Source organism: Limnohabitans sp. DCL3 (assembly GCF_048019295.1).
In the GTDB taxonomy this organism is placed as follows: domain Bacteria; phylum Pseudomonadota; class Gammaproteobacteria; order Burkholderiales; family Burkholderiaceae_C; genus Limnohabitans_A.
On sequence record NZ_CP171842.1, the window covers coordinates 1,899,707 to 1,912,516 of the forward strand.

At 57.5% G+C, this 12,810-nt stretch carries 13 protein-coding genes, 2 tRNA genes and 1 riboswitch; of the genes, 9 read left to right on the forward strand and 6 right to left on the reverse strand.

The window, feature by feature from the left end:
- The first annotated feature begins 25 nt into the window (after positions 1-25).
- The 6 genes from cysD (at position 26) to ACHEXK_RS08620 (ending at position 6,489) form a co-directional block, all read left to right on the forward strand.
- On the forward strand, positions 26-955 hold the full coding sequence (gene cysD / locus ACHEXK_RS08595; protein ID WP_416545253.1) for a sulfate adenylyltransferase subunit CysD: 930 nt from the start codon (positions 26-28) through the stop codon (positions 953-955).
- Between the two features lie 79 nt (positions 956-1,034).
- On the forward strand, positions 1,035-2,429 hold the full coding sequence (locus ACHEXK_RS08600) for a sulfate adenylyltransferase subunit 1 (protein WP_416545255.1): 1,395 nt from the start codon (positions 1,035-1,037) through the stop codon (positions 2,427-2,429).
- 63 nt (positions 2,430-2,492) lie between these two features.
- Positions 2,493-2,822 (forward strand): ferredoxin FdxA, encoded by a 330-nt coding sequence (gene fdxA / locus ACHEXK_RS08605; RefSeq protein ID WP_416545257.1) that lies wholly within the window; start codon positions 2,493-2,495, stop codon positions 2,820-2,822.
- 8 nt (positions 2,823-2,830) lie between these two features.
- The gene (locus ACHEXK_RS08610) at positions 2,831-3,868 is read left to right on the forward strand and encodes an NAD(P)/FAD-dependent oxidoreductase (RefSeq protein WP_416545259.1); all 1,038 of its coding nucleotides are present in this window, start codon (positions 2,831-2,833) and stop codon (positions 3,866-3,868) included.
- Positions 3,869-3,896: 28 nt separating this feature from the next.
- A riboswitch (TPP riboswitch) is annotated at positions 3,897-3,999 on the forward strand.
- A gap of 154 nt (positions 4,000-4,153) precedes the next feature.
- Complete coding sequence (locus tag ACHEXK_RS08615; RefSeq protein WP_416545261.1) at positions 4,154-6,334, forward strand: TonB-dependent siderophore receptor; 2,181 nt, start codon at positions 4,154-4,156, stop codon at positions 6,332-6,334.
- 79 nt (positions 6,335-6,413) lie between these two features.
- Positions 6,414-6,489 (forward strand) — tRNA-Asn (locus ACHEXK_RS08620).
- 89 nt (positions 6,490-6,578) lie between these two features.
- Here the strand turns inward: ACHEXK_RS08620 and ACHEXK_RS08625 are convergent.
- The 4 genes from ACHEXK_RS08625 to ACHEXK_RS08640 all read right to left on the reverse strand — a co-directional run bounded on the left by ACHEXK_RS08625 (position 6,579) and on the right by ACHEXK_RS08640 (position 8,899).
- The gene (locus ACHEXK_RS08625) at positions 6,579-7,205 is read right to left on the reverse strand and encodes a response regulator transcription factor (RefSeq protein WP_416545263.1); all 627 of its coding nucleotides are present in this window, start codon (positions 7,203-7,205) and stop codon (positions 6,579-6,581) included.
- A 173-nt stretch (positions 7,206-7,378) separates the two neighbouring features.
- A tRNA-Pro gene (locus ACHEXK_RS08630) sits at positions 7,379-7,455 on the reverse strand.
- A gap of 32 nt (positions 7,456-7,487) precedes the next feature.
- Complete coding sequence (locus ACHEXK_RS08635; protein WP_416545265.1) at positions 7,488-7,937, reverse strand: MerR family transcriptional regulator; 450 nt, start codon at positions 7,935-7,937, stop codon at positions 7,488-7,490.
- Positions 7,938-7,981: 44 nt separating this feature from the next.
- Entirely contained in the window at positions 7,982-8,899 is a 918-nt protein-coding gene (locus ACHEXK_RS08640; protein WP_416545267.1) for a LysR family transcriptional regulator, read from the reverse strand.
- Between the two features lie 149 nt (positions 8,900-9,048).
- Here ACHEXK_RS08640 and ACHEXK_RS08645 point away from each other — a divergent pair, with 149 nt between their 5' ends.
- The 3 genes from ACHEXK_RS08645 to ACHEXK_RS08655 all read left to right on the forward strand — a co-directional run bounded on the left by ACHEXK_RS08645 (position 9,049) and on the right by ACHEXK_RS08655 (position 11,940).
- Positions 9,049-9,942, forward strand: coding sequence for an alpha/beta hydrolase (locus tag ACHEXK_RS08645; RefSeq protein ID WP_416545269.1), 894 nt, complete (start codon positions 9,049-9,051; stop codon positions 9,940-9,942).
- A 114-nt stretch (positions 9,943-10,056) separates the two neighbouring features.
- Positions 10,057-10,971, forward strand: coding sequence for an alpha/beta hydrolase (locus tag ACHEXK_RS08650; protein ID WP_416545271.1), 915 nt, complete (start codon positions 10,057-10,059; stop codon positions 10,969-10,971).
- 3 nt (positions 10,972-10,974) lie between these two features.
- The gene (locus ACHEXK_RS08655; RefSeq protein WP_416545273.1) at positions 10,975-11,940 is read left to right on the forward strand and encodes a Bug family tripartite tricarboxylate transporter substrate binding protein; all 966 of its coding nucleotides are present in this window, start codon (positions 10,975-10,977) and stop codon (positions 11,938-11,940) included.
- Between the two features lie 199 nt (positions 11,941-12,139).
- Here the strand turns inward: ACHEXK_RS08655 and ACHEXK_RS08660 are convergent, their stop codons facing one another.
- Together ACHEXK_RS08660 and ACHEXK_RS08665 are read right to left on the reverse strand one after the other, a co-directional pair.
- Positions 12,140-12,268, reverse strand: a complete 129-nt coding sequence (locus tag ACHEXK_RS08660) for a hypothetical protein (RefSeq protein WP_416545275.1) — start codon at positions 12,266-12,268, stop codon at positions 12,140-12,142.
- Between the two features lie 160 nt (positions 12,269-12,428).
- Entirely contained in the window at positions 12,429-12,809 is a 381-nt protein-coding gene (locus ACHEXK_RS08665; protein WP_416545277.1) for a response regulator, read from the reverse strand.
- Position 12,810 lies beyond the last annotated feature (1 nt).

Genomic DNA, 12,810 nt, shown 5'->3' on the forward strand with positions numbered 1-12,810 from the left:
CCAAATTGAGATACGAGAGAACCGAATGACCGCCATGACCCAAACCGAGTTGCACACCCTGAGCAACAGCCACCTGGACGCGCTGGAGGAAGAAACCATCTTCATCCTGCGCGAAGTCGCCGCCGCTTTCGAGCGCCCCACCTTGCTGTTTTCGGGCGGCAAAGATTCGCTGGTCATGCTGCGGTGCGCCGAAAAGGCTTTTGGCGCGGGCCGCATCCCCTACCCGCTGCTGATGATCGACACCGGGCACAACTTCACCGAAGTGACCGACTTCCGCGATTCGCGTGCGAAGGAACTGGGTGCCGAGCTGATCGTGCGCAGCGTCGAAGACTCGATGAAACGCGGCACCGTGCGCTTGGCCCACCCCGGGGAGAGCCGCAATGTGCACCAATCGGTCACGTTGCTGGAAGCCATCGAAGAGTTCCGCTTTGACGCATTGATCGGTGGTGCGCGCCGTGACGAAGAAAAGGCTCGCGCTAAAGAGCGCATCTTCAGCCACCGCGACAGTTTTGGCCAATGGCAGCCCAAGGCCCAGCGCCCCGAGCTGTGGACCCTGTTCAACCACAAGCTGCAGCCGGGCGAGCACTTTCGCGTTTTCCCGATCAGCAACTGGACCGAGTTGGACGTGTGGCAATACATTGCCCGCGAAAAAATCGCACTGCCCTCGATTTATTACACCCACCAACGCGAAGTGGTGGATCGCCGTGGCCTCTTGGTGCCCGTGACCGAGCTGACACCGCCCAAAGACGGCGAAGAAGTGGTGGTGCGCGACGTGCGTTTTCGCACCGTGGGCGACATCACCTGCACCTGCCCGGTGGAAAGCACCGCGGCCACGCCCGAGCAGATCGTGATCGAGACGCTGGCTGCCGATGTGAGTGAGCGCGGCGCGACCCGCATGGACGACAAAACTTCCGAGGCTTCGATGGAGAAGCGCAAAAAAGACGGCTATTTCTGACACTTTTGCAGGAGACCACCCGTGGCCGAAGGACATTCGCGCACAGGAGTGCGCTCCCACAGACCCGAGAGAACACGACATGCACAACGACAAAAAATTTTCAGCCAAGTCTTCTGAAAGCAACACGCAAACCGCGTTGCGATTCATCACCTGCGGCTCGGTCGACGACGGCAAAAGCACGCTGATTGGCCGCCTGCTGGTGGACACCAAGGCCGTGCTGCAAGACCACTTGGCGGGCGTGCAGCGCTCAGGTGAGACCGACCTGGCTTTGCTGACCGACGGCCTGAGCGCCGAGCGTGAGCAAGGCATCACGATCGACGTGGCCTACCGCTACTTCAACACCGAAGCACGCAAATTCATCATTGGGGATGCGCCCGGCCACGAGCAGTACACCCGCAACATGGTCACGGCCGCGTCCAGCGCCGACGCTGCTGTGGTGCTGGTCGACGCCATCAAGCTCGACTGGGCCAACCCCGACCTGCAGTTGCTGCCCCAAACCCGCCGCCATTCGCTGCTGCTCAAGCTGCTGCGCGTGCCGTCTGTGGTGTTCGCCATCAACAAGCTCGACGCCGTGGCCGATGCCACCGTGGCCTTCCAAAACATCGCGGGCGCTTTGAACAAGTTCGCCCAAGAAGCGGGCATCACCGTGACCGCCATGGTGCCCGTGTCGGCGCTCAAGGGCTGGAACGTCGTGACCACGGAAAACAACGACCAAACCGACTGGTGCGGCTACACCGGCCCCAGCCTGCTGAGCATCCTCGAAGACCTGCCGGCCACCCCCGCCGAGACCGAAGTGGCCTTCAGCTTCCCAGTGCAATGGGTCGAAAAGCCTGCTGCCCCCACGCTGGTCGCTTCGCGTACTGCGCTGCCCCCCGAGGGGGCCACTGCGCCTTGGGGCGGCCCGGCGGCGCAGCACCACGACTCCGGCGTGACCACGCCAGGCCGGCGTGTCTTCTGGGGCCGCGTGGCCACGGGCAGCATCGAGCCGGGCCAGACCATCCAGGTCTTTCCCAGCGGCCAAACCGCGGTGGTGTCACAAGTGTTGTCGGCCAGCCGCCAGCCGCAAAACAAAGCCGCAGGCCACAGCGCGGGCATCGTGCTCGACCGCGAAGTGGACGTGTCCCGTGGCGACTGGCTCCTGGCAGCCGAAGGGGCCCCCGAAGGCCAGCGCCAACTGAACACCACCATCGCCTGGATGGACGACGAGCCTTTGGTGGCAGGGCGCCTGTATTGGGCGCTGCACGGCCACCGCTGGGTCAAGGCCAAAGTGCAACGCGTGGTGCACCGCCTGAACGTGAACACCTTGGCCGAAGAAGAAGCCACGGAACTGGCTCCGAATGCGATAGGCCATGTGACCCTGGCCCTGCAAGAGCCCTTGGTCACCCTGCCCTTTGCCCAGTCGCGCATCCTGGGCGCGCTGGTGCTGGTGGACACGGCCAGCCACAAGACCTCAGGCGCAGTCTTGGTGAACTGAACTCCTTTAAAATCCACAAATCTGCTCGAATGTGACCGAGCAGCCTCCTTTTCAGAGCCCACCATGACCCACGTTGTTTCCGAATCCTGCATCCAGTGCAAATACACCGACTGTGTGGATGTTTGCCCCGTGGATTGCTTTCGCGAAGGCCCCAACTTCTTGACCATCGACCCCGATGAGTGCATCGATTGCGCTGTGTGCATCCCAGAGTGCCCGGTCAACGCAATCTATGCCGAAGAAGACCTGCCTGCCAACCAGCAACACATGACCAAACTGAACGCCGAGTTGGCCCTTTTGCCGGGCTGGAAAAGCATCACCAAGCGCAAGGCCCCCATGGCCGATGCCGAGACTTGGAAAGACAAAACCGGCAAATTGTCGCAATTGGTTCGCTGAATTTGCCCATGGATTTGCCGATCGAAACAGAAGCCCTGGTGATCGGCGCAGGCCCTGTGGGCCTGTTTCAGGTGTTTCAACTGGGCTTGCAAGGCATCCACTGCCATGTGGTCGACGCCCTGCCCCATGTGGGGGGCCAGTGCGCCGAATTGTATGCCGGCAAACCCATTTACGACATACCAGGTATACCTTTTTGCACCGGACAAGAGTTGGTGGAGCGACTGCAACAGCAAATCTCCCCCTTCCAACCCACGCTGCACTTGGACCAACAAGTCAGCCAAATTGAACGCCAAGTCGACCAGCGCTTGGCCGTCACGACCGATTCCGGTCAACGCTTTCTGACCTCGACCCTGTTCATCGCCGCTGGCGTGGGTGCTTTCGTGCCTCGCCGCATGGTGCTGGAAGGGCTGAGTGCTTTTGAAGGAACCCAAGTTTTTGCCGAACAGCCTGTTCCCGAACGCTGGGCAGGCTTGCACCTCGTGGTGGCAGGCGACGGCGACGCAGCCCTCCAAGCTTGCCTGGATGCCTGCCAAGGCCCACAAGCCGCAGCCAGCGTCACGCTGCTGCACCGGCGCGACCAGTTCAGCGCTGCACCCGAGCGGATCGGGCAAATGCGCCAAGCCTGTGCCGAGGGCCGCATGCGCTTTGTGGCGGGTCAACCGACTGGGCTGCGCACAGAACAAAACCGATTGCAAGCGCTGGAACTGCTCAACCCACAAGGCCAGACCGAGTGGCTGAGCCTGGATGTGCTGCAAACCTGTCTGGGCCTGTCCCCCAAGTTGGGCCCTGTGGCGCAATGGGGCCTGGCCATGGCGCGCAAGCAATTGGTGGTCAACACCGAAAACTTCGCCACCTCAGAGCCCGGCATTTTTGCGGTGGGTGACATCAACACCTACCCCGGCAAAAAGAAGCTCATCCTCTGCGGCTTTCACGAAGCCACCTTGGCAGCCTTCGGTGCAGTGACCCTGCTGCGCCCCGCAGAAAAGACCCTGTTGCAGTACACGACAACCTCCACATTGCTGCACCAGCGCTTGGGGATCGCCTAAAATCGAACTTGCATCGTTCATTGAACGGTGCATTCGCTAGGGGTGTTGAAGGTTGTAAAACCTTCGACTGAGAAAGTCCCTTTGAACCTGATTGAGGTAATCCTCGCGCAGGGAAGCTTGTTCCAAAGAACGTCGCACCCAGAGCACAACGCCTCAGGCGCAGCACGTTCCCGGCCAGCCGACCTGCCATAACGTTGAAGGAAAAACGTCATGGCATTTTTTTCGCCATTTTCAAGCCGGTCATCTGAGCCGACAGCATTTCGCAGCCATCACATTGCCTGCGCAGTGACCCTGCTGGTCATGGGTTACGCCCAAGCCCAAAGCATCAGCGAGATCACCATCACCGGGGCCGCCCCCTCACAGGTCAGCGGTTTTGGTGATGTGCCCTTGATCAAAGCGCCCTTCAGCGCGGTCGCTATCGACCAACAAACGCTGCAGGATATCGGTGCTCAACGCGTCTCCGACGCCCTGCGCCTGGATGCCAGTGTGGCGGACAGTTACAACTCACCCGCCTACTGGGACATGCTCAGCGTGCGGGGCTATACCCTGGACAATCGCTACAACTACCGCCGAGAGGGTCTGCCGATTTCAGCCGAGACCATGATCCCCATGGACAACAAGGAACGCATTGAGCTGTTCAAGGGCACCAGCGGGATCCAGGCGGGCACCAGCGCACCGGGTGGCTTGGTCAACTACGTGGTCAAGCGCCCCCCGTCCGCCAAGGACGAAACCATCCGCTCGGTCAGCGCCAGCTATGGGCCGAGCCAAAGCAGCAGCAGCGGTCTCGACTTGGGTGGCCGCTTTGGCCAGGACAAAGCCTTGGGCTACCGCTTCAACGTAGCCTACGAGAACTTGGACCCCTACATCCGAAACACCGAAGGCCACCGACATCTCGTGGCCTTGGCCATGGACTGGCGCATCAGCCCCGACACCAAATTGGAGTGGGAAATCGAGCGCAGCGAACGCCAGCAGTTTGGGGTGAATGGTTACAGCCTGCTGGCCAACCCCAGCGATCCCTACGGCGTCCCGTCTTTGCCCGCCACCGTGGCCGGCCAACAAAACATCACACGCCAGCCTTGGTCTTTACCGGGTGTGTTTGCCAGCCAAACGGGTAGTTTCCGTTTTAAGCAAAACCTTTCTGACGGCTGGCTATGGACCTCGCAATATGGGGGACAGCGACTGAAAACCGACGACCGGTTAAGTTTTGCCTTGGGCCACAACTGCTATGGGGTACTGGATCCTACAGATGGAGCAATCAAACTATGTGACCGTTTTTCATCGGATGGGCGATTTGAGCTGGCCGATTACCGCAGCAACGATGAGCGACGATTGGTTGATGCCTTTCTAACTGAAGTGGCTGGACAATCCCACTGGGGCAGCACCACACACCACCTGGCCCTTTCACTGACCCGGCAGCGCCAACTTGACAGGTTGCCTGCCATGCAAGCCTGGAATTCCGCTGGTGAAGGCAGCATTTACGGAGGCGGCATCAACCAAGCGTCCCCCATTCCCGGTTACCCGAACACCAACAAAAGCGAATACAGCACAGAAATTGCTGTCAAAGATCGCATACAGCTGACTGATCTAACAGCAGTATGGGCAGGACTTCGCTATACGGCCTACAACCGCAGCAGCGAACAAAACGCAATATGTGATCCTGACACCTACTTGTGCACACCGGCCCCAAAATCAAATGCCATCAACAGCAAAGGTCAAATCACCACCCCATGGCTTGGACTGACACGGCAATTGGGGCAGCACATCGTGTTCGTGTCGCATGGGCATGGCGTAGAACTGCAATCGGTACCCAATACACCCAGCTACTCCAACGCTGGCCAGTTGCTTGCAGTGGCTCGCAGCAAGCAAACTGAAATCGGCATCCGCAGCGTGACCACGGCCTCCCGCGTCACGCCATGGAGTTGGAGTGCCAGCGTGGTCCAAATCGAACGACCGTTGGCTTATGACGTTGCCGAGGGTGCTTTACTCAAAAGAGTCAGTAATGGTCAGCAAATCCATCAAGGTTTTGATCTGGGTGTTCAGTGGCGTTCAGCGGCCTGGTCACTTCAGGCTCAAGGACAATGGCTCCATCCACGCATCTCTGATGCGACCATCGACACTGCTTTGAACGGCCAAACACCTCTCAACGTACCTACCACGTCCCTGCGCGCCCTGGCCCAATACCGATTTATCGAAGTCCCTGGCCTGCGCACCAGCCTGCGCCTGAGCCATGAAGGCGCAAGGCGCGTGACCGAAGACGGCCGCATCAACCTGCCAAGCTGGACCACGCTGGACTTCGCCACACATTTCGACACACGCACGCAAGGCACACGAACCCAATGGACCTTAGGTATAGACAACTTGGCAGACCGCCATTACTGGCGTGAATCACCCAAGCAATTCGGTCATTACTATCTGTACCCTGGTGCACCGCGCACTGTGCGCGTGGGGGTGAAAGCCAGCTTCTAAATACTTGTCGCGCGATTTGCAAAAAATCTTCTCTTCCCTCTCAAAACAGGCTAAAAACACCTCTATAATTCGAAGCTATTCCTCGATAGCTCAGTCGGTAGAGCGCCGGACTGTTAATCCGTAGGTCCCTGGTTCGAGCCCAGGTCGAGGAGCCAAAAAGTAAAGCCCCTGCAAGCCATTGCAGGGGCTTTTTCTTTGGCGCGGAAACGTGTGGGCAATGGAGCGTCGGCTGCTCTCGGAGGGCTTAACCGAGCGTCTTCACATCGACGCCTTTGCACAAAGCCACCAATTGGGCCAAATCGGTCGTCTCCATTTTTTGCAACACATTGGCTCTGTGCTTTTTGGCGGTGTCTGGCAAGATGCCCAGCCTCTCGGAAATGCCCTTATTGGTGAGGCCATCGAGCATCAAAACAAAAACATCGCGCTCACGGGCAGACAAGGCTGTCCATTTGCGGTGGATGTCGGTTTTTCGGAAGCGCTGTTCGCGATGAATGCCATCCAGAACCAAGCCCTTCTCAATCGCCTCCATCAGGCGCGGAAACTGAAAGGGCTTGAGTAAAAACTCAATGGGTTGGCCTTTCATCGCCAAAATGATGTCCTCTGAATGGCTTTCACCACTGATGAAAATGATCGGTATGTGGCGTCCCAGAGCGCGCAGCTCGCGCTGCAACTCAATGCCTGACATCTGTGGCATGCGCACATCCAACACCAAAACGGCTGGGAAAATGTCCAAAGAATGCGCCAAAAAAGACTTGGCGCTGTCAAAGCACTCTACGCTGTGCCCCATTTGGCGCAACAAATCGGTCAAATAGAAACGGATATCCCGGTTGTCATCAACCACATACACGTGGCCGCACGGCTTGGGGCTCATTGCCAACTGAAAAAATGAGCGTGAATGTTCATGTCAGTTCTCGGTAGAAGCCGGTACCACACCACCCGTTGCCATGACAGGACAAGCGGCTCAACATCGTGGTCAACAAACAGAGCAACAACTTAAAAAAAAGACCCCTGACTGGCGCAGTCAGGGGTCTTTTTGGAAAAAATTGGTCGGCGTGGCGGGATTCGAACTCGCGACCCCTTGCACCCCATGCAAGTGCGCTACCAGGCTGCGCTACACGCCGACAAGCTGTAAGTATAACCGGATAAACCCCCCTTACAGAGTCAGCATGTCCCTAATTTCAACGAGTTCTTGGTAAAGCGAGTGACCGCCGCTGTTGAGTTGGCCCCAACCAAGGGGCAACACAAAGGGCTGCACCGCGGCCGTGCCCGTCAATTCAGGCGCCAACATCGTCTCCTCGTCAGCACCTTCTTCAATCTGCTCCTGCGAACGACCCGCACGGTCCGATTGCACCAGCTCTTGCAGTCGGTTGCGGGCGCCGCTGATGGTGAAGCCTTGGTCATAAAGCAAATCCCGAATCCGCCGGATCATCAACACTTCATGGTGCTGGTAATAGCGACGATTGCCTCGGCGCTTGACAGGCCGAAGTTGCGTGAATTCTTGCTCCCAATAGCGCAACACGTGCGGCTTGACGCCGCACAACTCCCCCACCTCTCCGATCGTGAAGTAGCGTTTGGCAGGTATGGGTGGGAGCAGACTGTCCATGAACGACAACAAGTTGCGTGGAAAACCTCGTAGCTTACTGCAACTCACTCCGGTGTGCGGCCTAATTTCCAATAGGCATCGGAAGAAAATCGATCCGCCAAGAACTGCACAAATGTACGGATGCGCTCAGGAAGTCTGCGATCGGGCAAAAACACCGCATACAAAGTGCTTTCGGGCAATTGGTAGTCTTCGAGCAATGTCACCAATTGGCCCGATGCCAAATGGGGGGCAATGGCAAAAGAGGGCAAGGCTGCAAGGCCCAATCCGGCGATGGTAGCGTCGATCAAGCCCTCGGCCACGTTGGAGCGCAAATTGCCCGAGACCTTGATGCTTTGTTCACCATCACGCCCCTTGAAACGCCAGTCGCCACCTTTAGGGCGGTCATAAACCAAACAATTGAAATCGAGCAGGTCTCTCGGTGTCAGCGGCACGCCATGGCGCGCGATGTACTCGGGTGAAGCCACCACCATCCAACGCGCCGGGGCCAGTCGCCGAGCCACCAAATTGCTCAAGCGCGGCTCTTCGGCCAATCGGACCACCAAATCGGCATTCCCCGAAATCAGATCGGCAAAGCGCTCGGACAGCGTCACTTCAATCTGAATGGAGGGGTTGAGCATCAAAAAATCATGGACCGCAGGCAACAAGTGCATGCGGCCAAAAGTGATGGCCGTGCTGATGCGAATCAGTCCGTGTGAGCCTCGCGAGAGATCTTCGACGTCCCGCACGGCCTGGTCAGCATCGGCCACGATCCGCACGCAACGGTCATAAAAACGCTCCCCTGCCTGGGTCAGACCGATTTTGCGTGTGCTGCGGTTGAGCAGTTTGACCCCAAGTGAGACTTCCAGATCTTGGATGTGTCGTGTCACGAGTGCCTTGGAGATGCCGCAGTGGTCTGCAGCCCGTGTGAAGCTGTTGGCTTTGACCACCGCCACAAAAGTGGCCAGCGCGTTCAAGTCGCGCATCGTGCCCAGCCTGTAAACAATGAATTCACAAAAACCTCTTCCATAGACATCTTCACAAAAGTATAGTCATTTACAGGTTTTGTCCTGGTCAAGGGACTGTTCGAGCAGGTCAAAACCATTCATCAACCACCACCCAAGGCAGTACCACCGTGATCTGGAGTCAAGACTATTTTGTCAACCGCGAAGATGTTCGCCTGTATGTTTACCGCAAACGTGCCAGCCCCCCCGCACCGGGCGAGACCGCCAAGCCTGTCTTGTTGTTGGTCCATGGCTCGACGGTCTCCGGTCGCAACACCTATGACCTGCAAGTGCCCGGTGGCCAGGACTACTCGGTCATGGACTTCTTTGCCGAGCGCGGCTATGACGTGTGGACCGTTGACCACGAAGGCTATGGCCGCTCCAGTTGGTCGGGCCGCGGTAACAGCGATGTGCGCACAGGCGCCCAAGACTTGGCCTCGGTCGTGCCCTTCATCCTGCAAGAAACAGGCGTTGAAAAAATCAACATATTTGGTTCATCTTCGGGCGCCCTGCGTGCTTGTCTTTACACACAAGCGAACCCCGACACTGTCGCCCGCTTGGGATTGTCTGCCTTGGTCTACACCGGCGAGGGTTCGCCCACGCTGGAGCAACGCCGCAAAAAGCTGCCGGAGTACAGCACCAGTCCTCGCCGCAAAGTGGACTTGGCCTTTTATGAAGGCATGTTCAACCGTGACAAACCGGGCTCCAGCGAAGACAGCGTGCCCAAAGCGATCGCCGCCGCCGAATTGCCCTTGGTGAGCGAAGTGCCAACAGGCACCTATGTGGACATGTGTGCCAACTTGCCATTGGCCCAACCTGAAGCCATTCCCTGTCCCACCCTGGTGATCCGTGGCGAATTCGATGGCATTGCCGCAGAACCCGATTTGCTGGACTTCTTTGCACGCTTGCCCACCAAAGACAAACAGTTTGTGGTGTTGTCCGGCATTGCGCACAACCCCATGATGGGCGTGGTCCGCAAAAAATTCCATTTTGCTTTGGAGAATTTCCTCAAAGCGCCCCTGTAAGAGTACCTCAAGTACCGTGGTTCACCCTGCCGCGTCCACGCGCAGCAGGGCTCCAAAGAGGGCTCCAAAGAGAGCCCCTACAACAACAGCGATTCCCCACAGGAGACAAACAACATGCCTCAGGTTCAATGGTCCGGCGGTCAAGAGCACTGGACGCAAAAAGGCGATATCCGTCTTTTTTTATGGCACAAGCCCGCCTCATCCCAGGTCCCGCCAGCGGGCACCATTTTGTTCGTGCATGGCTCGTCCATGGCCTCACAACCCACGTTCGATTTGCATGTCCCTGGCAGGCCCCATTCCTCCGTGATGGACTGGTTTGCAGAGCGCGGCTTTGACACTTGGTGTATGGACAACGAGGGCTATGGCCGCTCAGACAAGCAGCGCCCCATCAACTTCGACATCAGCAACGGTGCCGATGACTTGGCCGCCGGCAGCGCTTACATCCTTGAGACAACAGGCGCACAGCAACTGCTGGTTTACGGCATTTCTTCAGGCGCTTTGAAGGCGGCATTGTTTGCCCAGCGCCACCCACAGCGCGTGGCCAAACTCGCCCTGGATGCCTTTGTCTGGACGGGTGAAGGCAGCCCCACGCTGGCCGAGCGCGCTAAAAAATTGCCCGAATTTTTGGCGAAAAACAGTCGGCCCATTGACCGTGCGTTTGTGCACAGCATCTTCAACCGAGACCACCCCGGCTGTGCTGACGAGGCCACCAAAGATGCTTTTGCCGATGCCATCCTCACGCTGGACTCGTCTATGCCCACAGGCACCTACGTCGACATGTGCTCCAAATTGCCGCTCATAGACCCGGCCCAAGTCAAGGCAGCCACGCTCATCATGCGGGGGGAATACGACGGCATTGCCAGCTTGGATGACTTGCTCAATTTTTTCAAATTACTGCCCTGCACCAACAAGCAGTTCAGCATCATGCAAGGCATCTCGCATGCCAGCTTCCAGCAGAAAAACCACCTGATGGTTTATCAAATTTTGCACAGCTTCTTTTCTCAACCCGACCCATCCTACAAAGGATAAATCATGAAAAAGCTATTGAGCACTGTCTGCGCGGCGGCCTTGTTGACCTTGTCAGGCGCTGCGCTCGCCCAAACTTACCCCAGCAAACCCATCAAAATCGTGGTCCCCTTTGGTCCGGGGGGCTTCACCGACGTGGTGGCCCGCATTTTGGGCGTGAAGCTGGGGGAAAGCCTAGGCCAAGCTGTGGTCATTGAAAACAAACCCGGCGCTGGCTCCATGATCGGCTCGGACCAAGTCGCCAAATCGGCGCCGGATGGGCACACCCTGTTGATCGTGTCGTCCACCCATGTGATCAGCCCCTGGATTTACAAAAGCGTTCCCTACGATCCGATCAAAGCTTTCACACCAGTGACCAAGTTGGTGGACTCGCCTTACGTGTTGTTGACCAACCCCAAAGTGCCAGCGAAGAACGTTCAAGAGTTCATTGCGCTGGCCAAATCACAGCCCAACAACATCCATTACGCCTCCTCTGGCAATGGCAGCGCTCAGCATTTGATTGGTGGTTTGTTTGCGTCCATGACCAAAACACAACTCAAACATGTGCCCTACCGCAGCAGCAATTTGGCTGCTACAGACTTGGTTGCCGGTGTGGTGGAGAGCAGTTTCGCCGGTGTGCCCAATGCCCTGGCCCAAGTGCCCAACGGCCGATTGAATGCTTTGGCGGTGACCAGTTCCAAACGCATTCCGCAGCTGCCCAATGTGCCCACCATGCAAGAAGCGGGGGTCGCCGGTTACGACGCCACGATCTGGTTGGCTTTGCTGGCACCTGCCGGTACGCCGGCCAACATCGTGAACCGACTCAACAGCGATGTGGCCAAAATCATGAACACGCCTGAAACCCAAAAGGCCATGTACGAGGCCGGCGTCGAAGTCAGCCTGTCTACGCCCGCAGCACTGTCTCAGTTGATGGTGTCGGAACTCGACAAATGGGGCAAAGTGGTGAAGGAAGCAGGGATCAAAATCGAATAACCCCAGCGAGCCAAAACCGGGCACTTGGCGCGTGGCCAAGTGCCTTTTTGGATGGGCAAACCGGCACAACAAACACGCAGACTCGGCACCCATGCCTCAAGGGTGCAGCGCCAAAGTCAAGGCATTGGGGCTGGTCAGGATTGAGCGGCACAAAACACTGGGCTAGGGTGAGCGCAGTAACCCCAAGCCCTCAACCGGGTCAACTGTTGCGGTGTACCAGTTCCACGATGACGGCCAAGACCCCAAACAATGCGGAGAAAGCACCAATGCCAATGGCATAGTAACCAGCAGAGATGCTTTTGATCTGGGAAATTTTCAACTTATTCATGGTTTGTCTCGCAGCAAGGAATGACAACTGTATTGTGATCCTGAAGTCCACCCGTGTATAGCCCTCATTACCAACGCAGGCTCAGGGTGCAATAGGCCTGCAGTTGGACACAGGCTCAAGGCGCGAACCCGTTGACCTACAGGTTCAGAAACACACCAGTTCAAACCTGGGCGTCTGCCAAGACTTTCTCAACCAAAGCCACCAGCTCTTTGCTTTTGAAGGGTTTGATGATGCAAGCCGTCGCGCCAGAGACGTGGATGGTGTCAATGCCCAGTCGGCGGGTCACCGAATCTGGACTGCCCGAGGCCACGATGATGGGCAAATTGGGGTGTTGGATCCGCACTTGCTCGATGAACGCCACGCCGTTCATTTTGGGCATGACCAAATCGGTGATGACCAATGAAACAGGCGTTTGCTCTAACCAATCCAAAGCTTCCAGACCATCGCCTGCACCAATGACGGTGTAACCGAACACCTCCAATGTTTCTTGAACGCCTTCGCGCAGCAAGACCTCATCTTCAACAAGCAAAATAGTGGTCATA